Source organism: Pseudonocardia oceani, from assembly GCF_019263585.2.
Lineage (GTDB): Bacteria > Actinomycetota > Actinomycetes > Mycobacteriales > Pseudonocardiaceae > Pseudonocardia > Pseudonocardia oceani.
On sequence record NZ_JADQDF010000001.1, the window covers coordinates 5,518,113 to 5,544,178 of the forward strand.

The window sequence follows — 26,066 nt, forward strand, 5'->3', positions numbered from 1 at the left end:
GCGCTCACCCGGCGTCGACGACCACCCCGTACCGCACGGCCAGCTCCGCGAGCCCGTCGTCGTAGCCCTGGCCGACGGCGCGCACCCGCCACACGTCCTGGCGCCGGTAGACCTCGGCCAGCAGCATCGTGCGCTCGGTGGTGCCGGCGTCGAGCGTGGCGGTGGCGGCCGTCGCAGTGTCGCCGTCGACGCTGACGGTGACCGCGCCCAGGTCGCCGAACGTCGCATCGCCGTCCAGCGCGGCCGCCACGACGATCCGGTCGTGCTGGGCGGAGACGAGGTCGAGGTCGATGCGGACGCTGCGCTCGCTGTCGCCGTCGGTGTTCACGGCGACGGTGCCGTGCTCGCTGACCGGCGCGTTGTAGAAGACGAAGTCCTCGTCGGCGATGACGCACTCGTCGGCGTCGACGAGGAACGCGACGACGTCGACGTCCGTGCCGCCGGCCAGGGCGTCGGCGCGCCAGGCCACGTTGACGGTCCAGACGCTCTCCGCGGGCAGGTCGAGCACCGCGCCGCGGGGCAGGACCGGCACGCCGGCGCCGGGCGCGGCGCTGCGGTGGCGGCCGACGTAGTCACCGGGGTCGGGCACGGTGCACGGCGCGGGCAGGGCGATGCCGAGCGCGACCTCGCCGCGGTGCAGGGGCAGCTCGGCCTCGCGGATGCGCGGCAGGCGCCGGTCGGTCTCGCCACCCGCCATGAGGACGACGTCGGTGACGCCCGCGGTGAGGTTGACCGCCGCCGCGCCACCCGCGCCGGTGATCTCCGCGCGCACCGCCGCGGCCTGGGCGTGCGTGCCGCCCAGGACCAGCACGCGCCGGCCGTGCAGCGGTCCGCGCACGACCTGCCGGGCGGTCCCGGTGCGCCGCGGGGCGCGCGGCTCCACGGGCGTGCCGGGCCGCACGTCGTCGAGCAGGCGGAGCAGGGTCGCCTCGTCCACGACCGGGACGCCCTCGGCCCGCGCCCGGGCGGCCTTGCGCGTGGTCGAGGCGGGTGCGTTGGTGACCAGGACGCTGGTCAGCCGGCTGACGGAGTTCTGCACGTCCAGGCCCGCCGCGGTGAGCCGGGCGGCCAGCCGCGGCCGCGGCACGTCGGTGGCCCCGGTGACGGCGACCTTCATGCCCTGCACGAGCGGCTGCTCCGCGGCCAGGCGCCCGGGGTAGGCCCACGGGCACGGCGGGGAGGCGGCGTGCGGCGGGTAGCGGGTGGCGGTGGTGCGGTCGTCGCAGCCGATCAGGGGCAGGGGCAGCCCGAGGTTCGCCGCGAGCAGCAGGCTGTGGGTGAGCACCCGCGACAGGACATGGGCGTCGTCGTCGGCGGTGTGCGCACCGACCTGCGGGACGCCCCAGTAGGCCGCGAGGGTGGCCAGCTTGTGGTTGGGGACGTCGATCCCGAGGCGGCGGCTCAGCGCGAGGGTGCACAGGCGCCGGTCCACGGGCAGCTTGATGCCGGCCCGGTCGGACTCCGCGGCGAGGAACCCGTGGTCGAACGCGGCGTTGTGCGCGACCAGGATCCGGCCGTCGAGCACCTCCAGCAGGCGCGGTGCGATCTCCTCGAAGCGCGGCGACCCGGCCAGCCGCTCGCGGGTGAGCCCGTGCACGTGCACCGGCCCGGGATCGCAGCCGGGGTCGACGAGCGAGCTGAAGCGCGGGCCGTCGGGCCGGCCCGCGGCGTCGAGGCCGACGGCGGCGACGGAGAGCACCCGGCTGCGGTCGGGGTAGAAGCCGGTGGTCTCGACGTCGACGACGGCGAAGGTGTGGCCGGCGTCGAGCAGGTCGTCGATCTGGGCGGTGGTCACGGCGGACGTCCTCCGGGCACGGGCGAGCGGCGAAGGGGGAGCGTCGCCGTCCGATCTCTCGCGCGGCGGAGGTGATCCGTTACGTGCGGTGACCGGTGGAGTCACGTCGCACACCGGGTGGTGACCTCGCACAGGGTCGGCGGTGTGCGAGGTGCGTGCTGGGTGTGCGAGGTCGGCACCGACCGCTGGGACGGATCAGGGGCTGCGGGTCGGAGGGTCGCCGTGATGGTCGCAGCGGTCCGTGAGCGGTGGCGCGGCTCGCAGCGCTACATCGCCGAGCAGGTCCCCGGCGCCCAGCTCCACGTCTTCCCGGTCGACGAGGCCGACTCGCACTTCCCGTTCCTGGAGAACCCGGCGCGGTTCGACGAGGTCGTCTCGGCATTCCTCGACGCGTGAGCGGGTAGTCCCGCTGCATGGATCATGCGAAGCGCCGGACGACGGACTACGACGAGTCGGACCTGCGCGTCGGCGAGCCCGAGGACTGGGCCGCCGGCGCCACCGGCGTCGCGGTCTCGATGAAGCGGTCGCTGGAGCGCATGGGTCCCTCGCGCACGGCCCGCACGCTGCTGAAGCTCAACCAGGCCGAGGGCTTCGACTGCATGAGCTGCGCGTGGCCCGACCCCGACCCGGGGCACCGGTCGGTCGCCGAGTTCTGCGAGAACGGCGCGAAGGCCGTGGCCGAGGAGGCCACCACCGACCGGGCGACGCCGGACTTCTTCGCCCGCCACAGCATCGCCGAGCTCGACGCGCGCTCGGAGTACTGGCTCGGGCAGCAGGGCCGGATCACCCACCCGATGGTCAAGCGACCCGGCGACACGCACTACCGCGCGATCGACTGGGACGACGCCCTCGCCCTGGTCGGCGACGAGCTGCGCGCCCTGGGCAGCCCCGACGAGGCCACGTTCTACACCTCCGGCCGGGCGTCGAACGAGGTCGCGTTCGCCTACCAGCTCTTCGCGCGCGCCTACGGTACGAACAACCTGCCGGACTGCTCGAACATGTGCCACGAGTCGACGTCGATCGCGCTGCAGGAGTCGATCGGGATCGGCAAGGCCAGCGTCGTGATGAGTGACCTGGAGAACGCCGAGCTGATCGTCATCGCCGGGCAGAACCCGGGCACGAACCACCCGCGGATGCTCACCCACCTCGAGATGGCCAAGGACCGCGGCGCCAAGATCCTGACGATCAACCCGCTGCGCGAGGCCGGGCTCACCCGCTTCAAGAACCCGCAGCGGCCCAAGGGCGTCGTCGGTCCGGGCACGGCGCTGTCGGACCTGCACCTGCCGATCCGCGTCAACGGCGACCTCGCGCTGTTCCAGGCGATGGGCGCGCTGCTCGTCGAGTGGGACGCGCTGGACCACGACTTCATCGAGCGCCACACCACCGGCTTCGACGCGTGGAAGGCCCACGTGGCCGACATCGACTGGTCCGACGTCGTCGCGTCGACGGGCCTGACGCGCGAGCAGATCACCGAGGCCGCGCAGATGCTGCGCGACTCCGGCTCCACCGTGTTCTGCTGGGCGATGGGCATCACCCAGCACCGCAACGGCGTCGCGACGATCAAGGAGATCACCAACCTGGCGCTGGCCCAGGGCGGCATCGGACGGCCCGGTGCCGGGCTGTTCCCCGTCCGCGGGCACTCCAACGTGCAGGGCGACCGCACGATGGGCATCTGGGAGCGGGTGCCCGACTCGTTCCTCGACGCGATCCAGGAGGAGTTCGGCTTCGACCCGCCGCGCGAGCACGGGCTCGACACCGTGGACTCGGTGCGGGCGATGCGCGACGGGAAGGTCCGCGTGTTCGTCGGGCTGGGCGGCAACTTCGCCCAGGCGACGCCCGACACCGACGTCACCGCGGCCGCGCTGCGCTCCACGAGCCTCACCGTCCAGATCTCCACCAAGATCAACCGCAGCCATCTGGTGTGCGGGGAGACCGCGCTGATCCTGCCCACCCTCGGCCGAACCGAGAAGGACGTGCAGGCCGGCGGGCCGCAGTGGATCTCGGTCGAGGACTCGACGTGCTCGGTGCACTCCTCGCGCGGCCCGCTGCCGCCGGCGAGCCCGCACCTGCGCTCGGAGGTCGCGATCATCACCGGCATCGCGGAGGCGACGATCGGCGACCGCCACGGCATCGACTGGGCCGCCATGCGCCGCGACTACAGCCGCATCCGCGAGCACATCGCGCGGGTCGTGCCGGGCTGCGAGAGCTACGAGGTCAACGCCCGGCGTCCCGGCGGGTTCGTCCTGCCGCACCCCCCGCGCGACACCCGGACGTTCCCGACCGAGTCCGGGTCGGCGGAGTTCGCCGTGTCGCCGGTGGAGGTGCTGCACGTCCCCGACGGGCACCTGCTGCTGCAGACGCTGCGCAGCCACGACCAGTTCAACACCACGATCTACGGGCTGTCCGACCGCTACCGCGGCATCGAGGACGGGCGGCGCGTCGTGTTCCTGCACCGCGAGGACATCGCCGCCCTCGGCTTCGACGACGGCGACCACGTCGACCTCACCACCCGCTGGGACGACGACGACGTCGAGCGCTGCGCCCGCGACTTCCGGATCGTCGCCTACGACACCCCGCGCGGCACGGCGGCGGCCTACTACCCGGAGACCAACCCGCTCGTGCCGCTCGACCACACCGCCGAGGGCAGCCACCAGCCCGCGTCCAAGTCGGTGATCATCTCGCTCGCCCGCTCGGCGGGCCCCGCCGGCGGCACCGGCCGGCAGGAGGGCGTGTCCGACGACGCGGGGGAGAAGGACCACCCGCAGCCGAAGCACCTGTCCTGACGTCACGGACCCGCCGGCGGGGTCCCGCCAACGCCTCCCCGGCGTCGGTCGGGCCCAGGGCGGTGACGGCCGCCGCGTCGATCACGGAGAGCTCGACCGGCACGCCGTCAGGGGCCCGCAGGTCGAGGTGGTGGCCCGACCCGGAGTCGGGGACGAGCGAGCAGGGCAGCCCGAACTCCGTCAGGCGGCGGTGCCGGTCGTGCAGGGCGCCGACGAGCCGAACACCCCGATCCAGAAGCTGTGCGCCGGCCGGCTCGGCGCGCTGCTCGGGCGGCCCGGGCAGGCGCGGGCGCACCCGCAGGCCGCGCTGCGGGCCGCCGCCCGGCCCGCTGTCGCCGCGGGAGTTCGGAGATCGCCACGCTCGTGGCCGAGGGGCTCGGCAACCGCGCCATCGCGCAGCGCCTGACGCTCCCGGAGCGGACCGTCGAGAACCGCGTCAGCCAGATCATGCGCAAGCTCGACCGCCCGTTGCGGGTCGCGGTCGCGGCGTGGGTGCGCGAGCGGTGAGCGGGCGCAGCGTTACCCGGCGTAGTTCTCCGGGCATACGGACCCCATGAACGGCATCGACGTCCTGACCGACGGGTTCTCGCGCCTGCGCGAGAGCGCGCACGCCGCCGTGGCGGACCTGACCCCCGACCAGCTCGCGTGGCGCGCCGACCCCGAGGCCAACACCGTCGCCTGGCTGCTCTGGCACCTGGCCCGCGTGCAGGACGACCACGTGGCGGGCCTCGCCGGGAGCCCGCAGGTGTGGACGCGCGACGGGTGGTCGGAGCGGTTCGCGCTCCCGTTCGACGACGCCGAGATCGGCTACGGCCAGGATACGGACGCCGTCGCCGCGGTGCGCCCCGGCTCGGTCGACCTGCTCACCGGTTACCTCGACGCCGTCCTCGACCGCACCGGTGAGTACCTGCGCACGCTGGGCGAGACCGACCTCGACCACGTCGTCGACGCCGACTGGGACCCGCCCGTCACGGTCGGGGTGCGGCTGGTGAGCGTGCTCGACGACGACCTGCAGCACGTGGGCCAGGCCGCACTGCTTCGCGGTATCGCGCGACGGATGGCAGGCTGACGTGGTGCCCACTCCCGAACAGGTCGTGCTCGTCGACGACGCGGGGCGCCCGGTGGGCGTCGCCGAGAAGGCCACCGTGCACGGCCGCCAGACCCCCCGCCACCTGGCGTTCTCCTGCTACGGCTTCGACGCGGCCGGCCGCGTGCTGGTCACGCGCCGCGCCCGCGGCAAGCGCGCGTTCCCCCTGGTCTGGACCGGAACCTGCTGCGGTCACCCGGCGCCGGGGGAGGACATGGCCGACGCCGTGCACCGCCGCCTGGAGCACGAGCTCGGCCTCCGCGCCCACGACCTGGGACTGGTGCTGCCCGACTTCTCCTACCGCGCGTCGGACGTCAACGGGGTGGAGGAGCACGAGTTCTGCCCCGTGTTCGTCTGCTCGCTCGACGGCGACCCCGAGCCCCGGCCCGACGAGGTCGAGACCTGGGAGTGGTGGGGCTGGGAGCGGTTCCTCGACGCCGCCGCGGGCGGGGAGCTCTCGCCGTGGGCGACGCTGCAGGCTCCGCTGCTGGCGGAGACGGTCGACCCGCGGACGCGGCGGACGGGCTGACCGCAAGCCGGGCGGCCTTCCTGAGATCGTCCCCGGCGAGCGGCGCAAATCGGCTGGGCCGGCCGGATCACCCGTTCGAGCCGCTGGTGAGCGGTGATCGCCGGGAGTGCGACGTGGCGGCCCCAGCCGCGAGTGTGGCGCGACGGTCCTGAGCTGATCCCCGCCGGCCGCCGGCCGCCGGCCGCGGCGGTCATCGGGCGGCGGCGATCAGGGGCCGTCCCGCGCGAGTTCCCGTCTGCCGCGCGCGTTTCCGGCTCCCGCGCGGCACACGCCACGTTCCCGGCGATCTCAGGCCGTCGGACCCACCCGACCACCGGCTCCCGACCCCATTCCCCCACAAACAGCGCGCCGATCCTCCACGCATGGTGATTCCGAGCCGTCAACGCCCTTTTCGGGGTCGTTCGGAGCGGGCGACGGGTGATGCCCGTTCGGGGGGTCGATCACGGTGGGTAGTTCCAGGATCCGATGTTCGGACGATCGGGTGATGTGATCTTGCTCAGAGTGACGGTAACGCGGTGACCTGGGGGGAACTCCGGAGGTGCGGACGCCCGAAAAAGAGCAATATCCTCACGTCGAGTATTTGTGGTCATCCGATAGTGGTAGTTGATAGGGGTGCTGCGGGTGAATCCGGATAGCGTTCTCCATGTCAGCGAGGCTCCCCCTCACAGGCTGGCATTCGGATCACCAGAAGGAGAAGTACTGTGCTGAAGAAGGCTGGCATCCTGGTCGCCGCAACCGCCGCGGGTCTGCTCGCGGTGAGCCCGCTCGCCTTCGCCGGCGACAAGGGCGGCTGGGACGGACACGGGGACAACGACGGTGACCGCCAGGTCAACCGCGTCGACAACGACCGCGACAGCGCCCAGACCGGCCTCGTCAACGTGGGCGACGTCAACGCCCTCAACGACGTCAACGTCTGCCCGGCCATCCCCGTCGCCGCGGGCATCGGCAACATCCTCGGCATCCTGGGCACCGGCGCAGCCGACGCCGACGCCGACGGTGCCGCCGCGTGCGTGAACGACGACAGCGTGAACCAGGCGAACTTCGACGACTGATCGTCGCGCCGGGGACAGCTGTCCCCGTAGTTCGACCGGGGAGCCCGTGCCGGGCCGCGATTCCGCGGCCCGGCTCGGGTGTTTTCGCGTTCGGCACGGTCCGCGCCGGACGTGACGGATGACCGTCACACCTCCCCCGAACCGGGCGCCGTGGTTAGGCTCGACCCATGAGTGCGCCTCCGGGACCGGTCTCGCCCGCGGTCATGCGTGACGTGCTCGGGCACTTCGTGTCCGGGATCGTCGTGATCACCGCCGCAGGACCGGACGGTCCGCTGGGCTTCACGTGCCAGTCCTTCTCGTCGCTGTCGCTGGAGCCGCCGCTGGTGAGCTTCGCGCCGTCGCGCACGTCGACGACGTGGCCGCGCATCCGCGAGGTCGGCGCGTTCTGCATCAACGTCCTCGCCGCCGACCACCAGGAGATCTCGGCCGGGTTCGCGCGGTCGGGCACCGACAAGTTCGCGGGCGTCGCCTGGCGGCCGGGCCCGTCGGGGGCTCCGCTGCTCGAGGGCGTCAGCGCCTGGGTCGACTGCACCCTGTGGGGCGAGCACGACGGCGGCGACCACACCATCGCGATCGGGCACGTCCAGGACCTGGGCGCCGACGCCGCCCGTCTGCCGCTGCTGTTCTACCGCGGGCGCTACGGCGTCACGGCCGACCCGGGCGACCTCGGCTGAGGCTCGTCGCCGCTGGCCGGACCCCGATCGTCGCACGGTGGAGTGAACTCCAGTTCGGCTCGGCGCGGCGTGTGTCGCCGGTGCCGCCGGGGGAGTAGACATGTCGTCGACCGGCGCCGCCCGTGCTCAGGGGAGCCCGACGGGCGGCGTCGGTCAGATTCCTCTCAGCTCCACGACCGCGCCGAGCGGGCCGCCCAGTAGGCGGCGGGTTCCTCGGCCGGCACGTCCAGCACGTCACCCGGGACGGCCACGGCGGCCGCGTTGCTCGCCACCTGCGCCGCGTCGACGGCCCCCGAGAGCACCAGCCCGGCCCACGGCTGCGCGAGCGCCGCGGCGAGGGCCAGCCGGTCCAGCGGGATCCCGGCCCGCTCCGCCAGCGCGACGGCCCGCGGGTCGGCGTCGGGCGTGGGCGCGAGCCGGCCGTTGGCCACCGGCTCCTTGACGATCACCAGCGCGCCGGCCGCGTGCGCCTCGGCGAGCGCCGGCCCGGCCGAGGGCTCCAGGACGTTCCACGTCGACTGGACCGAGGTGAACAGCGGCTCCCCGTCGACGACGACCTCCAGCGCGCGGCGCACCGCGTCGGCCTGGGCGGGTCCGGAGGTCGAGATCCCGACGCGCACCCCCTGCTCGCGCAGCCCGGCCAGCGCACGGTGCAGCGGCGCGTCGTCGAGCACTCCGGTCTCGAGCGTGGCCGAGTGGACGTGGTAGATCGCGGGGACGCCGAGCGTCGCCCGGGTCTGGGCCCACTGCTCGGAGAACGCCGCGAGCGAGTGGTCCTTGACCTCGTGCACGTCGGCGTCGAGGCGCCACCCGCCGACGTAGCGGTAGCCCCACTTCGACCCCACGCGCACCGGACGGTCGGGGTGCGCGGCGCGCCAGGAGGCCACGAACTCCTCCGCGCGGCCGTAGGACCGGGCGACGTCGACGTAGCGGACGCCCGCCGCCCACGCCGCGTCGAGCACGGCGTGGGTGCGGGCGCGCAGGGCGTTGACATCGCGGTGGCCGCCGAGGTCGGACGCGCGCCCGGACGTGATGTACGCCGGACGCGCGACCGCCGCGAGGCCGATACCCAGGCGGTCGGTGCCCAGGCGGTCGGCGTCGCGGCGGTCGGTGTCGATCGGCGTGCTCAGCTGGCGTAGGCCCGCAGGCGGTCGGCGCGCTCGCCGATGCGCAGCTTGGCCATGACCTCGCGCTCGATCTGGCGGACGCGCTCGCGGGAGAGCCCGAAGCGGCGGCCGATCTGGTCGAGCGTGCGCGGCTGGCCGTCGTCGAGGCCGTAGCGCATGCGGATGACGTGCTGCTCGCGGTCCTCCAGTGTGGAGAGCACGCGCCGCAGGTCGTCGTGCAGCAGGTGCGAGATCACCGTGGTCTCGGCGTCGGTGGCCTCGCCGTCCTCGATGAAGTCGCCCAGCGGCGCCTCCTCGTCGGACCCCACCGGCATGTCCAGGCTCACCGGGTCGCGCGCGTGGTCGAGCAGGTCGGCGATCTTGCCCTCGGGGATGCCGGACTCCTCGGCCAGCTCCTCGTGGGTGGCGTCGCGGCCCAGCTTCTGGTGCAGGTCGCGCTTGATGCGCGCCAGCTTGTTGACCTGCTCGACGAGGTGCACGGGCAGCCGGATCGTGCGGGCCTGGTCGGCCATGCCGCGCGTGATCGCCTGCCGGATCCACCAGGTGGCGTAGGTCGAGAACTTGAAGCCCTTGGCGTAGTCGAACTTCTCGACCGCGCGGATCAGGCCGAGGTTGCCCTCCTGGATGAGGTCGAGCAGCGGCATCCCGCGGCCGGTGTAGCGCTTGGCCAGCGAGACGACCAGCCGCAGGTTGGCCTCGAGCAGGTGGTTGCGGGCGCGCTCACCGTCGCGCACGATCGCGCGCAGGTCGGCGGCGTACTGCTTCTCCAGCGGCTCCTCGGCGGTGTCGAGCACGTGCTTGGCGAACACGCCGGCCTCGATGCGCTTGGCCAGGTCGACCTCCTGCGCCGCGGTGAGCAGCGCGGTCTTGCCGATGCCGTTGAGGTAGACGCGGACCAGGTCGGCCGCCGGGCTCTGCGCGTCGAGGTCCTCGGCGGACATCTCGGGGCGCTCCCCGGGCGCGGCCGAGGCGAACACCGATGCCACCGGCTCGGCGGAGTCGTCGACGGTGCGGGAGCCGGTACGCTGGCTCGGGACGGTGCGGCCGGCGGTGGCCGGGCGGGCCTTGGTGGGCGCTGTCATGGTGTCTTCCTCCCCTGCGCGGCCCGGGCGAAACGGATCTGTGGTCCGTCGTCGCCGGGCTCTCACGCAGTTGAACGCGCCCGTGCCGGGAATCGTTCCCGACTCCGGGCGCGCTCTCGTGCACCCTCAGCGCATCCTCAGCGATGCGGCCCCGGTCACGGAGCCGGGATGCGGGGCGTGTCGCCGGGATCGGCCACCGCGCCCGCGCGCTCGCGGCGCGTCACCCCGGGAGCCGACAGGGCGTAGACGGCCTCCATGAGCGGGGGCCAGTCGTCGCGCAGCGCGTCGCGCCCCATGAACAGCCCCAGGTGCCCACCGGTCGCGGTCCGGCGGGTGACCTGCGGGGCAGGCGTGCCCACCGCGTCGGCCGCGGCGAACAGCTGCGCGGGCGGCGTGATGTGGTCGGTCGACCCGGCCAGCAGGAACAGCGGACAGGTGATGTTCGCGAGGTCGGCGCGGCGCCCGTCGACGACGAGGTCGCCCGAGATGAGCTCGTTGCCGTGGAACAGGTGCTCGACGAGCCACAGGTAGAACGCGCCCGGGATGTCCTGGGTGTGCTTGAACCAGTCCTCGAACACGCGGTAGCGCTCGACGTGCGCGGCGTCGTCGATGTTCTCCAGGAGCTGGAGCTGGCGCGACACCTCCGACTGCGGCTGGATCGCGACGAAGTTGGCGAGCACGGCGGCGCCGGGCATGTTGCCCCCGCCCATGCGCACCAGCGCGCGGTAGGGTGCGAGGCCCAGCGCGCCGGTCATCGCGCGGGTCGAGGAGGCGATCACCGACTCGCCGGCGTGGAAGTCGATGGGCGCGCCCGCCAAGGTCAGGGTGTGGACGCGCTCGGGGTGCAGCGCCGCGTAGATCGCGGCGAGCCACCCGCCCTGGCAGTCGCCGACGAGGTTGGCGCGCCCGCCCATGCGCCGGATCGACCGGTCGATGAGGTCGAGGTAGTCGGTGATGCCGACGTCGCGGGTGGCCGTGGTGGCGGGGCGCCACTCCAGCGCGTAGAGCTTCGTCAGCCCGGCGGCGGCGAGCACGGCGAGCTGGCTCTGGCGCGGGGAGAAGTCGATGACGTGGCTCGAGTGCCCGGCCTGCGGCGGCAGCACCAGCGTCGGCACGACGTCGTCGTGGGCGTCGGCGGGTGCGGTGAAGTCGCGCAGGTGCGCGAACGGCGTCGACAGCGTGATCGTGTTCTCGCGGTGCCAGCGGGGCTCGCGGCGGTCGGCCATCGTGCTCCACCACAGCGCGCCGCGGGCGAGGTTCGCCAGCGGGGTCCGGGGGCGGGTCACGGCGTCGAGCCACAGGTTGCCCGCCGAGCGCGTGAGCTCGACGGTCGTGCGGGCCGCCGCGTTGGCGTTGTAGGCCGCGAGGTGGCGCAGGGCGCCACCGATTCCGGTGGAGGTGGGTGCGGTCATCACGGGCTCCCGGGTGCGGGACGGCAGCGTCGCCGTCGTTACCCGACGGTAGGTGGCGCTAGGCATGTGACGCAACAGCTGGCTTACCCGGAGGTAGCGTTCGGGATGTCAAGCACCTACGTGACCACGCTCGCACGTGACCTGTGACCAGCAGTTATGTCTACCCGTGGGTAAGCCGTCACCCTGGGGTAGTCCCCGTGTGCCACGAGCACCGACATCGACGACGAAGGAGTTGCCGTGACCCAGACGAGCGACCCGACCAGCACGCTCCAGCGGACCGCATCGGGGGTGGTGAACGGCGTGCGCGACCTCCTCGACCCCGGTGCGCTGGCCGCCCGGGTCGATCCCGTGGCGTTCGGCGGGGCGCTCGGCGACGTCGCGAAGGGGCTGCTGGCGCACCCGCTACCGGTGGCGCGCCGCACCGCGGGTCTCGCCGCCGGCTCGGGCCGGGCCGCGCTGGCCGCGCTCGCGCGCAGCGTCGGCGGCCACGGCGCCGGGCCCGCGCCGCTGCCCGACAAGGACCGCCGCTACGCCGACCCGGCATGGGAGGGCAACGCGTACTACTACCTGCTCCGCCAGCAGCACGCGCTGTTCGCCGAGTACCTGGAGGCGGTGGCGAAGGGCGTCGAGCTGAAGCCCGTCTCCCGGCGGAAGATCGACTTCCTGGTGCAGCAGGCCGTCGAGGCGACCTCGCCGGTCAACTGGCCGTGGTCGAACCCGACGATGGTGAAGAAGGCGTTCGAGACCGGCGGGCAGAGCCTGTTCCGCGGGAGCCGCAACCTGCTGCGCGACGTCGTCGGCGGCGGCGGGATGCCGCGCCAGACGACGCCCGGCGAGTTCGAGGTCGGCAAGGACCTGGCCGCGACGCCCGGGGTCGTGGTGCACCGCAACCGGCTGATGGAGCTGATCCAGTACAAGCCGCAGACCGAGCAGGTGCACGAGATCCCGCTGCTGCTCTCGCCGCCGTGGATCAACAAGTACTACATCATGGATCTCGCGCCGCAGAAGAGCCTCGTCGAGTGGGCGGTGCAGCACGGGCACACCGTCTTCGTCATCTCCTACCGCAACCCCGACGAGAGCATGCGCGACGTCGTGATGGCCGACTACATGCAGGAGGGCCCGCTCGCCGCCCTCGACGTGGTGCAGGACATCACCGGCTCCGACAAGGTCAACGTCGCGGCGCTGTGCCTGGGCGGCACGCTCGCCGCGGCCACCGCCGCGTGGCTCGCCGCGCGGGGCGACCAGCGGATCAACACGATCACGCTGATGAACACGCTGCTCGACTTCAGCGAGCCCGGCCGCCTCGGCGTCTTCACCGACGAGACCACGGTGAACCGGCTCGAGAACACGATGCGTCGCACCGGTTACCTGCCCGCGAGCAGCATGAAGACGACCTTCGACCTGCTGCGCGCCACCGACCTCGTGTGGAACTACGTGATCAACGACTGGCTGCTCGGCGAGGAGCCCGCGGCCTTCGACATGCTCGCGTGGAACGCCGACTCGACCCGCATGCCGGCCGCGATGCAGACCGAGTACCTGCGCAACCTCTACCTCGACAACCAGCTCGTCGAGGGCAAGATGGAGCTCGCGGGGGAGCGGCTGGACCTGGGCGCCGTCACGCAGGACGCGTACGTCGTCAGCGCGGAGGCCGACCACATCGCGCCGTGGCGCTCGGTCTACAAGGGCCTGCGCCACCTGGGCGGCACCGTGCGGTTCGTGCTCTCGAACTCGGGCCACATCGCGGGTGTCGTCAACCCGCCGTCGCCGAAGTCGAAGCACTGGTTCGGCGAGGGTGCCGACCTCCCCGAGAGCGCCGACGACTGGCGCGACGACGCCGGCGAGCACCGTGCGAGCTGGTGGGAGGACTGGTCCCCGTGGATCGGCGAGCGCGCCGGCGAGATGACCGCCCCGCCGCGCCTGGGCAGCGACGCCCACCCCGTCCTGCAGGCCGCGCCGGGGAGCTACGTCTTGGGAACCTGAGCCGCGAGCCGTCATGATGCGGGCATGAGTGCGGCAGAGCAGCCCGAACCGTCCGGGTCGTGGTCGATCAACGCGCTGGGCCACTTCATCCGCGCGCAGCGGCAGCTGGCGAAGCTGTCGCTGCGGGAGATGGCCGCCATGACCAGCGTGTCGAACGCCTACCTGAGCCAGGTCGAGCGGGGGCTGCACCAGCCCTCGCTCAAGGTGCTGCACTCCATCGCCGACGCCCTGCAGCTCTCGACGGAGCAGCTGCTGATCCAGGCCGGGTGGCGGGACGCGGGTCCGACGCCGGATCCGGAGACGACCGAGGACGTGATCGCGCGCGACCCTCGTCTCACGCCGGCGCAGCGGGCGGCGCTGCTGTCGGTGTACCGGAGCTTCGTGGACGACGACGCCTGATCGGCTCGTCGGCCGCCGTCCGCCCTGCCGCCGGTGATCAGCGGTTTCGGGAGGGTGCGGGGCCGCGCGGACGTCATGATCGCCAGGAGTGGTGCGAGGGGTCATTCCTGACCGCCTGGCACCACTCTCGGTGATCTTGACTTGAAATCAGGCTGCGGCGAGGTGGGCGAGGATCTTGCGGCGGGGTGTTCGGTGCGGGTCGATCCACTTCGGTGGCACGAACTCCGGTAGTCCGTCGCGGATGCGGACGGCCCAGTCGGTGTGGTGGATCTGGCGGTGGTGGGCTCTGCACAGCATCACCAGGTTGTTCAGGGCTGTGGGTCCGCCGTGTTCCCAGTGGTGGATGTGGTGGATCTCGGACCAGGAGGGTGGGCGGTCGCAGCCGGGGTGGGCGCAGCCGCGGTCGCGTGCGGTGACGGCGCGTCGGAGGCCGTCGGGGATGGTGCGGGTGGCGCGGCCGATGTCGAGGGGTTGTCCGGCGCCGTTCATCACGACCGGGATGACGCTGGCGTCGCAGGCCAGGGTGCGCAGCGCGGCCGGGGTGAGCGTGCCGCCGAACTCGAGCATGGCCGATCGGGCGCGGTGCTCGAGGTCCTCGAGCCGGACGAGGACGGTCAACACCGGGCGGCGGCCGCCGGTGTCGGGCAGGTCGTCGCCGTGGTCGAGGACGTGCCCGCAGATGTCGGCGAGTGCTTCGGCCTGTCGTTGTGGCGCCGGTCGGTCGTCGTCGGTGGTGAGCGGGGCGGCTTTGGCGTCGATGACCGCGGCGATGGCGTCGTAGAGGGCGGGGTCCTGGAACCGGCCCTTGATCGACCCTCCGGCTGCGTGGCGGGTGAGACGGAGTTCATTGACCGGGGCAGGCACCCGGTCGTCGGGTTCGGCCCCGTCCTGGTCGAGCAGGGCGACCAGCGCGGTGCCCAGCGTCTGGAGCTCGGACGGGTTGAGGCGGGTGGCGTCGGCGGCGAGCTGGGCTTCGACCCCGGCCCACTGCTCGGGTGAAAGTCGCTCGGCAGCGTCGGTGGCGAGCACCCGCCCGATGACCTCGACGTGCCGCAGCGCGATGTCGCCCGCACCGAACGCGGCCGCAGCAGAGGGCAGCCGAGCAGGCAGCGGTGTCCCGTCGAGAGTGGTCCGGGCGTGGACGTCAGAAGCAACGGCGGCACGTCGCCGGGCCTCGACGTAGTCCCACGACAACAGGTCCGAAAGGGCACGGGCCGCAGACCGGTAGCCGCGGGTCAGAAAGGCGCCTTGAGCGTCCAATGCAGCGATGGCAGAAGTGGAGATCGCATCCACGCGGCGGACAACGCTCTCGCACAGCCTCACCAGCGCGAGGAGCTCGGCCTCGGACCCGGTGGCAGTGACGGAAGCCAGCTCGTCGAGCGCAGAGTCGAAAACCCGTCCCATGCTCTGATCGTACTAGAACACACGTTCGAATAATAGGCTTTGAGCTGGCATAACGGGACCACAAGCTAGTCCCAGCAATCAGAACGGGAACCGTTCTGTGCCCGGGTCCGGAGGCCATCGGGACCACGACGGCAACCGACCCGGTACACGTTCTTCAACGCAACGGAACCACGGCTCAGGCCGCACGCAGGGCAAACTCGCCGGGCGCGGAAGGCACACTCGCCGGGGAGGGGAGTCAGGCGTCGATGAGGACGGTGAACGGTCCGTCGTTCACCGACTCCACCGCCATGTCCGCCCCGAACACCCCGGTCTCCACCACCGCCCCCCGCTCCCGCAACGCCTCGATGACGGCGTCGACCAGCGGCTCGGCAACGGCAGGAGGAGCCGCCGACGACCACGACGGCCGCCGCCCCTTGCGCGTGTCGCCGTAGAGCGTGAACTGGCTGACGACCAGCAGCGGCGCCCCGAGCTCCGCGCACGACCGCTCCCCGGACAGGATCCGCAGCTCGTGCAGCTTGCGCGCCATCACCGGAACGGCGGCGGCCGTGTCGTCGCGGTGCACCCCGAGCAGGACGAGCAGCCCGGGTCCGGTGATCGAGCCGACCACCGCACCGTCGACCGTCACCGAGGCCCGCGACACCCGCGCCGCCACCGCCCTCACGCCGCCACCGCCCTCACGCCGCCACCGCCCTCACGACGGCACCAGCAGCCCGTGCCGGACCAGCTCGCGGACCGCGGGCAGGGTGGCCGCGACGAGCTCGCCCACCGGCCGGTCGTGGGCGAAGGCCAGCAGCTCCAGCAGCTCGTCGAGCGGCAGCGTGCCCCGGCACCCGGCCAGCAGGGCGGCCGCTGGGGCGTCGACCTCGTGGCGCCAGCGCGGGCCGTCGAGCCGGGCGACGGCCGAACCGGCGTCGGTCCAGCCCTCCTCGCCCGGCTCCGACCAGCTCTCCAGGACCACGCCGGGCGCCACGGCGAGGCGGGCGCCGAGCAGGACGTCGTCGGCGGCGTGGGCGCGCAGCCAGTCGATGCGGTCGAGCCAGCCGGCGACCTCGGGGCCCAGCGGGTCGGACACCTCGGTGAGCAGGTCCTCGACCACGACCTCGGGCGCACCGTCGGTGCGGCGCAGCACCAGGTACCCGAAACCGACGGCCTCGACGTCGGCGGACTCCATCCAGTCCAGCCACGCGCCGGCCTGCGCGCGGGCGGCGGGCGAGGTGAGATCGAGCCCGGCGTCGCGCTGCCAGGTGCCCACGTGCAGCGCCGGGTCGGCCACCTCCCGCTGCACGATCCACGCGTCGACGCCCGGCGGGAGCCACGAGCGGACGCGGTCGGGCCAGTCCTCGCCGCGCACGTGCAGCCACGACCCCAGCAGCTGCGCCACCCCGCCCGGCTCCAGGTGCGCGGGCAGGTCGGCCACCAGCGCGGCGAGCGCCTCGTCGCCGGCGCGGCCGGAGTCGCGGTAGACGTAGTCGACGCGGGCGGGCCCGGGCACGAACGGCGGGTTGGAGACGATCCGGTCGAACCGGCGCCCGGCGACGGGTTCGAGCCACGGCCCGTCCAGCAGCTCGACGTCGAGCCCGTTGAGCGCGAACGTGGCCCGGGCCAGCGCGAGCGCGCGCGGCGCGACGTCGGTGGCGGTGACGGCGCGGGCGTGCCGGGTGGCGTGCAGCGCCTGCACGCCGCAGCCGGTGCCGAGGTCGAGCAGGGTCCCGACCGGCCGGCGGTCGGTGGCCGAGGCCAGCGTCAGCGACGCCCCGCCGACGCCGGTGACGTGGTCGCGCTCCTGGCCCCGACGACTGATCTGGGGTGCGTCGAGGTCCGACAGGACCCACCACTCGGCCGGGTCCTCCGGGTCGTCGACGCCGTAGGGCCGCAGGTCGAGCGCGGCCGCCCACCCGCCGTCGACGGCCCGCAGCAGGCCGGCCGCGGCGGCGTCTGCGGGGGAGAGCGGTGCGAGTGCGGCGGCCACCGCGGCATCCGGCTCGACGGCCCCGAGCAGCAGCAGCCGCACCAGCACGCCCAGCTCGCCCGCGTCGCGCGCGGCCCGGTGCGCGGGCTCGACCTCGCCCCGGCCCAGCGCCGCGTGCGCCCCCGCGCCGAGCAGCTCGCGCACGGCGTCGGTGGTGTAGCGGTGGCGGGTGAGAGCGGTCCGGAGGGCATCGGTGACGGCGGCATCCACCCCGTGATCCAAGCAGGGACGCACGCACGCGCCCTCAGTGCACCGCGCCGCGCAGCAGGCTGTCGCGCGAGTGCGCGGCGACGCCGTCGAACCGCTCGGCCGACACCTCCAGCGTCGGGAACCGCTCCATCGGCAGGTCCGACGGGACGGTGAACTCGCCGTCGTAGCCGCCGCCGTCGCGGGCCAGCGCGCCGAGCGAGAACATCCGGACTCCGGAGCCGTCGGTCAGCCAGACCTCGAGGTAGTCGTCCTCCGGCGCGGCCACGACCCCCTCCACGTGGACGACGACCGCGCGCACGCCCTCGCGGTCCACCAGCGACGCCGAGCCGGTGGCCCCCGTCCCGTCGACGGCGGCGAGCACGGCCAGCGGACGCCCGGCGGGCGGCTCGTCGCCGACCAGGCGCCCCGCCGCGAACCCGACGAGCAGCGCGACCAGGGCGGCCGCGACGGGAGGAGCCCACCGCCGCGGCCGCGGTCCGTGGCCGAGCTCGCCGGTGATCGCGGTCCAGATGCGGTCGGGCGGCGGCTCGTCGTCGGCGGCCGCCCCGCCGGACGTGGCGAGGTCGACCGTGCGCCGCAGCTCCTCGACGTGCGCGCGGCACAGCGCACAGCCTGCCAGGTGGCGCTCCACCTGCGCATCCACGCTGTGCGAAGGGAGGGCGGCCAGCGCGAGCCGGTCGGGGTGGGGATGCCGCACGTCGGCCTCCCGCCGTCGTCGTGCCCGTCCGGCGGTGCCGGGCGGGTCGTGACCGTGCCGAGCGGTCGTGGCGGGTTCGTTGCTCCGGGGCCCAGCGGTTCGGCCCGGACGGGCGACGTCGCGAGTCCGCGCCCGGTGCGTCCCGGTTCGCGACTAGTCTCGGGGGCGTGCCGCTGCAGCTGAGCCAGGACGCCGACTCCGACGCGCTGCTCGACCGCGACCCCCTCGCCCTCCTGATCGGGATGCTGCTCGACCAGCAGATCCCGATGGAGCACGCGTTCTGGGCGCCCGCCGAGCTCGCCCGCCGGCTGGGCCGCGACCGGCTCGACGCCCGCGAGATCGCCGAGCACGACCCGGACGCCCTCGTCGCCCTGTTCGCGACGCCGCGGGCGCTGCACCGCTACCCGAAGTCGATGGCCGGGCGGGTGCAGGCGCTGTGCGCGGCGCTCGTCGAGACCTACGACGCGGACGTCACGCTCGTGTGGAGCGGCGCCGAGGACGGCAGGGAGCTGGTGGCCCGGCTCGTCGCCCTCCCCGGCTTCGGCACGCAGAAGGCGCAGATCTTCACGGCGCTGCTGGGCAAGCAGCGCGGCGTCACCCCGCCGGGCTGGCGGGAGGCCGCCGGCTCCTACGGCGACGAGGGCGCGCACCGCTCGGTGGCCGACGTCCGCGACCCCGAGTCGCTGCTGAAGGTGCGGGAGTTCAAGCAGGCCGCGAAGGCCGCCGCGAAGGCCGCGAAGTAGGGGCCGGGACGTGCACCAGGTCCCCGAGAAGCTCCGCGACGTGCGGGTCGTCGACCCCGACCAGGTCTGCGACGCCACCGCCGTGCTCGCCGACACCGAGCAGGTGCAGCACGCCGCGGCGGTGCTCGACGCGCTCGGCGACGTCAACCGCCTGTCGATCCTGCTCGCCCTGCACCACGCCGGCGACCTGTGCGTGTCCGACCTCGCGTTCGCCGTGGGGATGAGCGACAGCGCCGTCTCGCACGCCCTGCGGCTGCTGCGCGCGCACGGGATGGTGCTGGCGAGCCGCGAGGGCCGGCTCGTGCGCTACCGCGTCACCGGCGCGCTCACCGAGCGGCTGCTCGACGTGGTCTCCGACGGGGTCGTCGGGGAGGTCGCGCTGCACGCCCACGGCCATCCCGTCGACGGCTGAGATCGGAAACAAGAACGTCAAACATTGAAGACCTGTTCATGCTTGCAGGGGTGCCCGCCCGGGTCCTAGGGTCGACCGACCGTCGCCGTCACGATCCGGGAGTCCCGCCATGCACATCGCCGAGGGGTACCTCCCGCCGCTGCACGCGGCCGCCTGGACGGTGGCGGCGGCGCCGTTCGTCGTCCACGGGGCCCGGGCGGTGGTCCGCCGGGTCCGCGAGGACCCGGACACGAAGCTGCTGCTCGGGGCGGCCGGCGCGTTCGCGTTCGTGCTCTCGGCGCTGAAGATCCCGTCGGTCACGGGGTCGAGCTCGCACCCCACCGGCACCGGCCTGGGGGCGATCCTGTTCCGGCCCCCGGTGATGGCGCTGCTGGGCACGATCGTGCTGCTGTTCCAGGCCCTGCTCATCGCGCACGGCGGCATCACGACGCTGGGCGCGAACGCGTTCTCGATGGCGATCGTCGGGCCGTGGGTCGCCTACGGGGTGTTCGTGCTGGTCGGCAAGCTCGGCGGCGGGCTGTCGGTCGGGGTGTTCCTCGCGGCGTCGCTGGCGGACCTGGCCACGTACTCGACCACCTCGGTGCAGCTCGCGCTGGCCTACCCCGACGCCACCTCCGGCGTGCTCGGCTCGATCGTCAAGTTCGGCACGATCTTCTCGATCACCCAGATCCCGCTCGCGGTCTGCGAGGGGCTGCTGACGGTGCTGATCGTGCGGCTGCTGGTGAAGGTCAGTCCCGCGGAGCTGCTCCGCCTGGGTGTCCTGCGCCGTCCCGCCACCACCCCCGCCCCCCAGGAGGTCTGACGTGTCGCGCTCCGCACTGGTCAACTGGCTGCTCGTGCTCGCGGTGGTGGTGATCGCCGTGGTCCCGCTGGTGTTCATCGGCAGCGACACGGAGTTCGGGGGAGCCGACGGGGTGGCCGTCGAGCAGATCGAGGCCGACAACCCCGGTTACGAGCCGTGGTTCACGCCGCTGTTCGAGCCGGAGGCGGAGACGGCCTCGACGCTGTTCGCGCTGCAGGCGGCTCTCGGCGCGGGGTTCCTGGGCTACCTGTTCGGCGTCCTGAACACCCGGCGCCGCCTGGCCCGCGCGGCCGTCGTGACCGACGCTCAGCGCGACGACCCGGCCTGATGCACGGGCTCGACGCCCTGGCCCAGACGACGCCGTGGCGGCGGCGGCACCCGGGGGAGAAGGCGCTGCTGGCCCTCGGGCTGGTCGGCGCGGCGGTCGCGCTGCCGCCGTGGCCGGGCGCGCCCGTCGTCGGCGCGGTGGCGCTGGCGCTGCTGCTCGGCCCGCTGCGCCTGCGGCCCGGGCAGGTGCTGCGCGCGGTGCGGGCGCCGCTGGTGTTCGTCGTCGTCGGGTCGGTGCCGCTGCTCGTCGCCGTCGGGGGCGTCCCGCTGGTCCGGTGGGCCCCGGAGGGCCTCGGCCCCGCGGTCGCCCTGGCCGGGCGGGCCACCGCCGCGCTGCTCTGCCTCATCCTGTTCGCCGCCAGCACCCCGCTGGCCGACGCGCTGCCGCGGCTGGAGCGCCTCGGCGTGCCCGCCGCCGTCACCGAGGTGGCGGCACTGGTCTACCGGCTGCTGTTCCTCCTGCTGGAGACGGCCGGCACCGTCCGCGAGGCGCAGGCCGGGCGGCTGGGCTTCCGGACCTGGCGCACCACCTACCGGTGCGTCGCCGGGCAGGCCGCCGCGGTCTTCGTCGGCGCGTTCGACCGCGCCCGGCGCCTGGAGCAGGGGCTCGCGCTGCGCGGCTACACCGGGTCGCTGCGGGTGCAGGTCGACGAGCGGCCGCTGTCGGTGCCGTTCGTCGTCGCCTCGGCGGCGCTGGTCGGAGCCGTCGTCACCGTGACGCTGGTGCTGGCGTGACGCCCGTGCTGGAGGCCCGGGGCCTGTGCTTCTCCTACGAGACGGGCCGCCCGGTCCTCGACGGTGCCGACCTCGCCCTGCACGCCGGGCGCCGGGTCGCGGTCCTCGGACCCAACGGCGGCGGCAAGACCACCCTGTTCCGCCTGCTCGCGGGCGCGCTCGCCCCCGGCGCGGGGGAGGTGCTGCTCGACGGCGAGCCGGTCCGTCGCACCCGCCGCGGGCTCACCGCCCTGCGCACCCAGGTGCAGCTGGTCCTGCAGGACCCCGACGACCAGCTGTTCTCCGCCAGCGTCGGGCAGGACGTGTCGTTCGGGCCGGTCAACATGGGCCTGCCCGCCGACGACGTGCGCGCCCGCGTCGACGCCGCCCTGGCCGCGCTGGGCATCACCGGCCTGGCCGAGCGCCCCACCCACATGCTGTCGTTCGGGCAGAAGAAGCGCGTGGCCATCGCGGGCGCGGTCGCGATGGCACCCCGCCTGCTGGTCCTCGACGAACCCACCGCGGGCCTCGACCCGGCCGGCGTCGAGGAGCTCCTCGACACCCTCGCCGGACTGCACGCCACCGGCACCACGCCCGTCCTGTCCACCCACGACGTCGACCTCGCCCACCGCTTCGCCGACGAGGTCGCCGTCGTCGTCGACGGCCGGGTCGTCACCGGCGAGACCTCCGCGGTCCTCGGCGACACCGCGCTGCTGCGCGCCGCCCGCCTCGGCCCGGCCTGGGCGCCCGCCGTGCACCGCCTGCTCGCCGCGGCGGGGTCCGACGCCCGCCCGCGCACCGCTGCCGAGCTGCACGAACTCCTCGCCGCCGTGGTGCAGACCACGTCCGCAGGGGCCGGGTCGACGGGCGCTCCGCAGGGGTGAGTGGCACCATGGATCACGGCGGTCGAGTGGCCCGGTTCCCGTGGTCACCGCTGATCGTGAGCACCGCCGGCGAGGGCGCCAGAAGCGCGCAAGAAGGAGTCACCGTGGCCGACCCGCAGCATGCGGCGAACCCGGTCCTGATCACCGACGCGGCGATGTCCTACGAGGAGGAGCTCGCCGCGCGCAAGCACCGGTACAAGATCATGATGGGGATGCGCATCCCGCTCATGGTCCTCGCGGGTGTCTTCTACACGATCCCCTGGCTCGCGGTCGCCCTGCTCGTCATCTCGATCCCGCTGCCCTGGATGGCGGTGCTGATCGCGAACGACCGGCTGCCGAAGAAGCGCGAGGAGGTCAGCCGCTTCCGGGCCGACCGCCCGCAGATCGAGGCCCCCGCGCCCCGCGCCGTCGAGCACCGGGTCATCGACCAGGAGGACTGACGAGGGCCGGGAGGGCACACCGCGTGCGTCCGCACCCGGTGTGCCGCCTCAGGCGGCCTGCCCGAAACGCGTCCACAGGGACGGCAGTCCGGTGATGGGCGCGACCAGGTCGTGCACCCCCTGGTCGAACAGGACGCCCGCGACGCCGTCGGCGGCCAGCGCGGGGGCGAGTCCGGTGAGGTCGGCGGGCGTGATGGTCATGGCGGCGGTGGCGCCCGCGGCCCCGGCGCCGTCGCGTGCTCCGGCGAACGCGGCCACGTGGTGCCGACCGGTGAAGGCGAGCAGGAAGCGCTGGTCGCCGACGACGCCCACGAGCGGCCGCGGATCCTCGGCCGTGCCGGTCGGTAGCAGCCACCAGTGCTCGAGGCCGTAGACCGCCTCCCAGAGCCGGACGAGGTCCTGCCCGGACGGGTCGTTGCGCACGGACGTCGCGATCTCGTCGACAAGAGCGGAAGTCATACCGCGACCATAATGCTTCCGATCGGAAGTTCTCTAGACCTCGCCGGCCTCGGCCCGCGCGCGGCGGGACGGCGTGAACACGCACAGGTCGAGCAGGCCGGGCGGATCCTCGACGCCGGGTCCGCCCGCCTGCACCCACTCGACGACCTCGTCCACGGTCTCCGGGTGCAGCACGTTGGCCAGCCAGACCGGCCGGGCTCCGGCGGCCCGGCCGGCGGGTGACGGTCCGACGACCACGACGTTGGACCGCTCGCAGGCATCGAGGCAGTCGGTGACCCGCACCCGCCCGGCGGCGCCCATCCCGTCGACCAGCGCCGCGACCTGGCCCGTGTGATCGACGCCCGGATGCTTGCGCGCGGTGCCGCAGCAGCACCCACGGCAGACCGTGACGGTGCACCCGGCGGAGGACGAGGACGCAGGACGGCGGCGGGGCATGCGTCCACTAGAACATTCACACCTGCGCAGATACCACTCGAACGGCGCAACCGCCGTCAACGTCACGGCAACACTGCGCTCGCAGACTGGTGCATCTTCCGGACCCGGGAGCAGCTGGAGGGGTCCCCATGGTCACCGACGTACTCGACGTGGCATTCGTCGTCCCGAGCAGTGGACCGTCCGGGATCTACGGCCCGTCGTGCTGGGCCAGTGGCCGGCTGGCGGTGTCGGAGATCAACGACGGGGGCGGCATCCTCGGCCGCGAGGTCCGCCTGCGCCCGGTCGACGGGGGCAGGCGGCCGCAGGAGGTGGCCGACGAGGTCGGGTCCCTCGTGTCCACCGGCGCCGTCGGCGCCGTGGCGGGTTGGCACACCTCGGCCGTCCGGCAGGCGGTGGTGCCGCGCCTGGAGGGCCGGGTCGCCTACGTCTACACCGCGTTGTACGAGGGCGGAGAGCGCACGCCGGGAGTGTTCCTGACGGGGGAGACGCCGGCCGGGCAGCTGCTTCCCGCGCTCGGGTGGATGGCCCGCGAGCTCGGCATCCGCAGCTGGTGCATCGTCGGCAACGACTACATCTGGCCCCGGGCCTCGGCCCGCGTGGCCCGGGCGTTCGCCGAGTCGGTGGGCGTGGAGATCCGCGACGAGGTCTACGTGGGCCTGGGCACCGAGGAGTTCGGTCCGACCCTGCGCCGCGTGGAGCGATCCCACGCGCAGGGGGTGCTGATGCTCCTCCTGGGATCCGACGCCGTGCAGTTCAACCGCGCCTTCACCGAGATGCGGCTGCACGACCACTGCGTGCGGCTGAGCCCGCTGATGGACGAGAACATGCTCCTGGCGACAGGGGCGGCCAACACCCACGAGCTGTACTCGGCGGCGGGTTTCTTCGAGGCGCTCGGCACCTCCCACGGGCTGGACTTCGAACGCCGCTACCTCGAGAGGCTGGGGCCCACCGCTCCGGCGATCACCTCGCCGGGCGAGTCGTGCTTCGAGGGGATGACGCTGCTGTCGCACCTGGCGGCGGCGGCGCGGAGCACCGACGTCGCCTCGATCAACGCGGCCGCGGAGTCGGTGACCTACGAGGGTCCGCGGGGTGCGGTGCGGGTGCGGGACCGGCACCTGCTGCAGCGCATCTACCTGGCGCGGGCGGACGGCCTGGAGTTCGACGTGCTCGCCGAGATCGACGGCGGCGCCTGAGCCGGGCGGATCGTCCGGCGGGCCGTCGGTGCGTTCCTCAGTCGTCCGGGGTGAGGAGGTCGAGCAGCTCGAGCAGGGTCGGTGCGTGGGCGCCGATCGCGCCGAGCAGCTCGGTCTCGACGTCACGCACCGCGGGGGACAGGCGGGTGTGCACGGCACGGCCGTCGTCGGACAGGAACACCAGGACGCGCCGGCGGTCGCGCGTGTCGGCGAGTCGGTAGACCCGGGCGGTGTCGACGAGCCGGTCGACGAGCTTGGTGAGCGTCGGCCCCGGTACGCCGACGGCAGCGGCGATGCCGGTCATCGTGAGGCCGGCGCCGCCGGAGAGCAGGTCGAGCACACGCCACTGGTCGACCGTCAGGCCGTCGGCGGCCACCACGGCCTCGACACGGCGCGCCACCTGGTACTCGGCTCGCCCGAGAAGCCGGTCGAGCGGGGCGCGCCGCGCCGAGTCCTGCCCCGTCGACGTCACGTCGCCTCCTGGTGTCGCATCCCGACCCGGACGGCCGGAACGCTGTCATCGTAAAGCAATGGACACGTGAGTGGTACTTCCAGGCGACACTATTGCCGCAGCATGCTTCCATGGCACCGGGACGGGAAGCGGCGTGACGACGCCGGACCAGGGCCTGCGCTACGAGCTGGCCGCCGTGATCGGCGCTGCCGACGCACTCGCCGGCGTCGCCGCGGTGCTCGGGGTCGAGGCCGTGCCGCTCGACGCGGCGGACCTCGTGCTGGTGCCGGTCACCGCGGAGCCGGCCGGTGAGGTCACGCCCGCCGCGCTGTGCACGCCCGGGATGGACGTCATCCCCGGAGGCATGCCCTACGCCGCACAGCGCCGGGAGGGCTGGTCGACCGGTCGGGAGTCGGGGTTCGCGGTCCTCACGCCGGGTCTGGTCGCGGTTGTGGAGGCGGCGTCGACGCGCGGTCCACTGGCCTGCTCCACCGCCCCCGTGTCGGTCGCCCTGCGCGAGCTCGGGGTCGTGTCTGCCGGTCGACGCGACGACTTCGTCGTCGCCGGGCTCGGCCGGCACCGGCGCAAGGCCGGCTGGTTGCTGCCCCGCCCGCCGTCGCCCCTGAGCCACGTCACGGACCTGCCCGATGGGGCCGAGCACGACGAGGAGACGCAGATGACCGCTACGGACGACCCGGCCGCACGCCCTGGGGTGGGGGCGTGACCCCCGCGCACGACCGGGTCCTGCTCACCGAGCGCGAGCGCAGGGATTTCGACCGTCTGGCACGGGATCCGGCGGTCCCGGCCGCAGGGCCCTCGCCCGCGACGCTGCTCGCGGTCGGCCTGATCGGCGTGGTGGCCGGGGCGCTGGCCGTCAGCCCGGTCGTCATGGTCGCCGGGATCGCCCTCGCCCTGACCGTGCTCGGCCGCGCCGTGCGCTCCCACCCGCGGGGCGAGGGCCCCGGCGGTCGGCAGCAGGCGGGTTGACATAAACTTCCGAACGACA

30 protein-coding genes are annotated in these 26,066 nt (G+C 73.8%); 19 read left to right on the forward strand and 11 right to left on the reverse strand.

Translation table 11 applies throughout. The annotated features are described in order from the left end of the window. Nucleotides 1–4: 4 nt before the first annotated feature. On the reverse strand, nt 5–1,795 hold the full coding sequence (locus tag I4I82_RS27615; RefSeq protein WP_218588851.1) for a TerD family protein: 1,791 nt from the start codon (nt 1,793–1,795) through the stop codon (nt 5–7). Nucleotides 1,796–2,020: 225 nt separating this feature from the next. On the opposite strand from I4I82_RS27615, the gene I4I82_RS27620 reads away from it, so the two are divergent. From I4I82_RS27620 to I4I82_RS27650, 7 genes are all read left to right on the forward strand, one after another. Further along, nucleotides 2,021–2,191, forward strand: a complete 171-nt coding sequence (locus I4I82_RS27620; protein WP_218588852.1) for an alpha/beta fold hydrolase — start codon at nt 2,021–2,023, stop codon at nt 2,189–2,191. A 17-nt stretch (nt 2,192–2,208) separates the two neighbouring features. Continuing rightward, nucleotides 2,209–4,578, forward strand: coding sequence for an FdhF/YdeP family oxidoreductase (locus I4I82_RS27625; RefSeq protein WP_218588853.1), 2,370 nt, complete (start codon nt 2,209–2,211; stop codon nt 4,576–4,578). A 240-nt stretch (nt 4,579–4,818) separates the two neighbouring features. Then, nucleotides 4,819–5,085 (forward strand): LuxR C-terminal-related transcriptional regulator, encoded by a 267-nt coding sequence (locus I4I82_RS34555; protein ID WP_218588854.1) that lies wholly within the window; start codon nt 4,819–4,821, stop codon nt 5,083–5,085. Nucleotides 5,086–5,131: 46 nt separating this feature from the next. Continuing rightward, a complete protein-coding gene (locus I4I82_RS27635) occupies nt 5,132–5,647 on the forward strand; it encodes a mycothiol transferase (RefSeq protein WP_218588855.1) in 516 nt (171 codons plus the stop codon). A gap of 4 nt (nt 5,648–5,651) precedes the next feature. Next, the gene (idi, locus tag I4I82_RS27640; protein ID WP_218588856.1) at nt 5,652–6,194 is read left to right on the forward strand and encodes an isopentenyl-diphosphate Delta-isomerase; all 543 of its coding nucleotides are present in this window, start codon (nt 5,652–5,654) and stop codon (nt 6,192–6,194) included. A gap of 701 nt (nt 6,195–6,895) precedes the next feature. Further along, nucleotides 6,896–7,246, forward strand: coding sequence for a hypothetical protein (locus I4I82_RS27645; RefSeq protein ID WP_218588857.1), 351 nt, complete (start codon nt 6,896–6,898; stop codon nt 7,244–7,246). A 167-nt stretch (nt 7,247–7,413) separates the two neighbouring features. After that, nucleotides 7,414–7,920 (forward strand): flavin reductase family protein, encoded by a 507-nt coding sequence (locus tag I4I82_RS27650; RefSeq protein WP_218588858.1) that lies wholly within the window; start codon nt 7,414–7,416, stop codon nt 7,918–7,920. Between the two features lie 164 nt (nt 7,921–8,084). Here I4I82_RS27650 and I4I82_RS27655 read toward each other — a convergent pair whose 3' ends face one another. The 3 genes from I4I82_RS27655 to I4I82_RS27665 all read right to left on the reverse strand — a co-directional run bounded on the left by I4I82_RS27655 (nt 8,085) and on the right by I4I82_RS27665 (nt 11,541). Continuing rightward, nucleotides 8,085–9,008: an aldo/keto reductase gene (locus tag I4I82_RS27655; protein WP_218588893.1), complete on the reverse strand. Its 924-nt coding sequence runs from the start codon at nt 9,006–9,008 to the stop codon at nt 8,085–8,087. A gap of 38 nt (nt 9,009–9,046) precedes the next feature. Beyond that, entirely contained in the window at nt 9,047–9,988 is a 942-nt protein-coding gene (locus tag I4I82_RS27660; protein ID WP_218588894.1) for a sigma-70 family RNA polymerase sigma factor, read from the reverse strand. Nucleotides 9,989–10,284: 296 nt separating this feature from the next. Continuing rightward, nucleotides 10,285–11,541, reverse strand: coding sequence for a DUF3141 domain-containing protein (locus I4I82_RS27665; protein ID WP_218588859.1), 1,257 nt, complete (start codon nt 11,539–11,541; stop codon nt 10,285–10,287). A gap of 237 nt (nt 11,542–11,778) precedes the next feature. On the opposite strand from I4I82_RS27665, the gene I4I82_RS27670 reads away from it, so the two are divergent. Next, nucleotides 11,779–13,521, forward strand: a complete 1,743-nt coding sequence (locus I4I82_RS27670) for a PHA/PHB synthase family protein (protein ID WP_226370276.1) — start codon at nt 11,779–11,781, stop codon at nt 13,519–13,521. Between the two features lie 24 nt (nt 13,522–13,545). Then, a complete protein-coding gene (locus I4I82_RS27675) occupies nt 13,546–13,920 on the forward strand; it encodes a helix-turn-helix domain-containing protein (RefSeq protein WP_218588860.1) in 375 nt (124 codons plus the stop codon). Between the two features lie 147 nt (nt 13,921–14,067). Here the strand turns inward: I4I82_RS27675 and I4I82_RS27680 are convergent, their stop codons facing one another. The 4 genes from I4I82_RS27680 to I4I82_RS27695 all read right to left on the reverse strand — a co-directional run bounded on the left by I4I82_RS27680 (nt 14,068) and on the right by I4I82_RS27695 (nt 18,200). Further along, nucleotides 14,068–15,324: an HNH endonuclease signature motif containing protein gene (locus tag I4I82_RS27680; protein WP_218596212.1), complete on the reverse strand. Its 1,257-nt coding sequence runs from the start codon at nt 15,322–15,324 to the stop codon at nt 14,068–14,070. A 235-nt stretch (nt 15,325–15,559) separates the two neighbouring features. Continuing rightward, complete coding sequence (gene dtd, locus I4I82_RS27685) at nt 15,560–15,985, reverse strand: D-aminoacyl-tRNA deacylase (RefSeq protein ID WP_218591405.1); 426 nt, start codon at nt 15,983–15,985, stop codon at nt 15,560–15,562. Nucleotides 15,986–16,015: 30 nt separating this feature from the next. Next, complete coding sequence (locus tag I4I82_RS27690; RefSeq protein WP_218591404.1) at nt 16,016–17,503, reverse strand: DUF7782 domain-containing protein; 1,488 nt, start codon at nt 17,501–17,503, stop codon at nt 16,016–16,018. Between the two features lie 34 nt (nt 17,504–17,537). Beyond that, nucleotides 17,538–18,200: an anti-sigma factor gene (locus I4I82_RS27695; protein ID WP_218591403.1), complete on the reverse strand. Its 663-nt coding sequence runs from the start codon at nt 18,198–18,200 to the stop codon at nt 17,538–17,540. Between the two features lie 167 nt (nt 18,201–18,367). On the opposite strand from I4I82_RS27695, the gene I4I82_RS27700 reads away from it, so the two are divergent. The 7 genes from I4I82_RS27700 (at nt 18,368) to I4I82_RS27730 (ending at nt 22,522) form a co-directional block, all read left to right on the forward strand. Beyond that, nucleotides 18,368–18,943: an HhH-GPD-type base excision DNA repair protein gene (locus I4I82_RS27700; protein WP_218591402.1), complete on the forward strand. Its 576-nt coding sequence runs from the start codon at nt 18,368–18,370 to the stop codon at nt 18,941–18,943. A gap of 10 nt (nt 18,944–18,953) precedes the next feature. Beyond that, nucleotides 18,954–19,355, forward strand: a complete 402-nt coding sequence (locus tag I4I82_RS27705) for an ArsR/SmtB family transcription factor (RefSeq protein WP_218591401.1) — start codon at nt 18,954–18,956, stop codon at nt 19,353–19,355. Nucleotides 19,356–19,464: 109 nt separating this feature from the next. Further along, the gene (locus I4I82_RS27710) at nt 19,465–20,157 is read left to right on the forward strand and encodes an energy-coupling factor ABC transporter permease (RefSeq protein WP_218591400.1); all 693 of its coding nucleotides are present in this window, start codon (nt 19,465–19,467) and stop codon (nt 20,155–20,157) included. A 1-nt stretch (nt 20,158) separates the two neighbouring features. Beyond that, nucleotides 20,159–20,485, forward strand: coding sequence for an energy-coupling factor ABC transporter substrate-binding protein (locus I4I82_RS27715; protein WP_218591399.1), 327 nt, complete (start codon nt 20,159–20,161; stop codon nt 20,483–20,485). Continuing rightward, nucleotides 20,485–21,219 (forward strand): cobalt ECF transporter T component CbiQ, encoded by a 735-nt coding sequence (gene cbiQ / locus I4I82_RS27720; protein WP_218591398.1) that lies wholly within the window; start codon nt 20,485–20,487, stop codon nt 21,217–21,219. The genes I4I82_RS27715 and cbiQ overlap by 1 nt, the downstream gene beginning before the upstream one ends. Next, complete coding sequence (locus I4I82_RS27725) at nt 21,216–22,082, forward strand: energy-coupling factor ABC transporter ATP-binding protein (protein WP_226370277.1); 867 nt, start codon at nt 21,216–21,218, stop codon at nt 22,080–22,082. The genes cbiQ and I4I82_RS27725 overlap by 4 nt, the downstream gene beginning before the upstream one ends. A 104-nt stretch (nt 22,083–22,186) precedes the next feature. After that, a complete protein-coding gene (locus I4I82_RS27730; protein ID WP_226370278.1) occupies nt 22,187–22,522 on the forward strand; it encodes a DUF3099 domain-containing protein in 336 nt (111 codons plus the stop codon). Nucleotides 22,523–22,570: 48 nt separating this feature from the next. Here I4I82_RS27730 and I4I82_RS27735 read toward each other — a convergent pair whose 3' ends face one another. Together I4I82_RS27735 and I4I82_RS27740 are read right to left on the reverse strand one after the other, a co-directional pair. Next, nucleotides 22,571–22,981, reverse strand: a complete 411-nt coding sequence (locus tag I4I82_RS27735; RefSeq protein ID WP_218591396.1) for a hypothetical protein — start codon at nt 22,979–22,981, stop codon at nt 22,571–22,573. Between the two features lie 33 nt (nt 22,982–23,014). After that, the gene (locus I4I82_RS27740) at nt 23,015–23,416 is read right to left on the reverse strand and encodes a hypothetical protein (protein WP_218591395.1); all 402 of its coding nucleotides are present in this window, start codon (nt 23,414–23,416) and stop codon (nt 23,015–23,017) included. A gap of 128 nt (nt 23,417–23,544) precedes the next feature. Between I4I82_RS27740 and I4I82_RS27745 the strand changes: the two genes are divergently transcribed. Beyond that, nucleotides 23,545–24,609, forward strand: a complete 1,065-nt coding sequence (locus I4I82_RS27745) for a substrate-binding domain-containing protein (protein WP_218591394.1) — start codon at nt 23,545–23,547, stop codon at nt 24,607–24,609. A gap of 37 nt (nt 24,610–24,646) precedes the next feature. On the opposite strand, the gene I4I82_RS27750 is transcribed toward I4I82_RS27745, so the two are convergent. Then, nucleotides 24,647–25,081 (reverse strand): MarR family winged helix-turn-helix transcriptional regulator, encoded by a 435-nt coding sequence (locus I4I82_RS27750; protein WP_226370279.1) that lies wholly within the window; start codon nt 25,079–25,081, stop codon nt 24,647–24,649. A gap of 133 nt (nt 25,082–25,214) precedes the next feature. On the opposite strand from I4I82_RS27750, the gene I4I82_RS27755 reads away from it, so the two are divergent. Then, nucleotides 25,215–25,784: a hypothetical protein gene (locus I4I82_RS27755; RefSeq protein WP_218591393.1), complete on the forward strand. Its 570-nt coding sequence runs from the start codon at nt 25,215–25,217 to the stop codon at nt 25,782–25,784. Further along, nucleotides 25,781–26,047 carry a hypothetical protein gene (locus I4I82_RS27760; RefSeq protein WP_218591392.1) on the forward strand — a complete coding sequence of 89 codons (267 nt, stop codon included), beginning with the start codon at nt 25,781–25,783 and terminating at the stop codon, nt 26,045–26,047. The genes I4I82_RS27755 and I4I82_RS27760 overlap by 4 nt, the downstream gene beginning before the upstream one ends. Nucleotides 26,048–26,066 lie beyond the last annotated feature (19 nt).

Bases quoted from the DNA above. Each gene is read 5' to 3' on its own strand.
- I4I82_RS27635 (WP_218588855.1), top strand. From the start codon at position 5,132: ATGAACGGCATCGACGTCCTGACCGACGGGTTCTCGCGCCTGCGCGAG.
- I4I82_RS27620 (WP_218588852.1), top strand. From the start codon at position 2,021: ATGGTCGCAGCGGTCCGTGAGCGGTGGCGCGGCTCGCAGCGCTACATC.
- I4I82_RS27680 (WP_218596212.1), bottom strand. From the start codon at position 15,324: ATGGGACGGGTTTTCGACTCTGCGCTCGACGAGCTGGCTTCCGTCACT.
- I4I82_RS27675 (WP_218588860.1), top strand. From the start codon at position 13,546: ATGAGTGCGGCAGAGCAGCCCGAACCGTCCGGGTCGTGGTCGATCAAC.
- I4I82_RS27740 (WP_218591395.1), bottom strand. From the start codon at position 23,416: ATGCCCCGCCGCCGTCCTGCGTCCTCGTCCTCCGCCGGGTGCACCGTC.
- I4I82_RS27665 (WP_218588859.1), bottom strand. From the start codon at position 11,541: ATGACCGCACCCACCTCCACCGGAATCGGTGGCGCCCTGCGCCACCTC.
- I4I82_RS27660 (WP_218588894.1), bottom strand. From the start codon at position 9,988: ATGTCCGCCGAGGACCTCGACGCGCAGAGCCCGGCGGCCGACCTGGTC.
- I4I82_RS27710 (WP_218591400.1), top strand. From the start codon at position 19,465: ATGCACATCGCCGAGGGGTACCTCCCGCCGCTGCACGCGGCCGCCTGG.
- I4I82_RS27625 (WP_218588853.1), top strand. From the start codon at position 2,209: ATGGATCATGCGAAGCGCCGGACGACGGACTACGACGAGTCGGACCTG.
- I4I82_RS27650 (WP_218588858.1), top strand. From the start codon at position 7,414: ATGAGTGCGCCTCCGGGACCGGTCTCGCCCGCGGTCATGCGTGACGTG.
- I4I82_RS27735 (WP_218591396.1), bottom strand. From the start codon at position 22,981: ATGACTTCCGCTCTTGTCGACGAGATCGCGACGTCCGTGCGCAACGAC.
- I4I82_RS27745 (WP_218591394.1), top strand. From the start codon at position 23,545: ATGGTCACCGACGTACTCGACGTGGCATTCGTCGTCCCGAGCAGTGGA.
- cbiQ (WP_218591398.1), top strand. From the start codon at position 20,485: ATGCACGGGCTCGACGCCCTGGCCCAGACGACGCCGTGGCGGCGGCGG.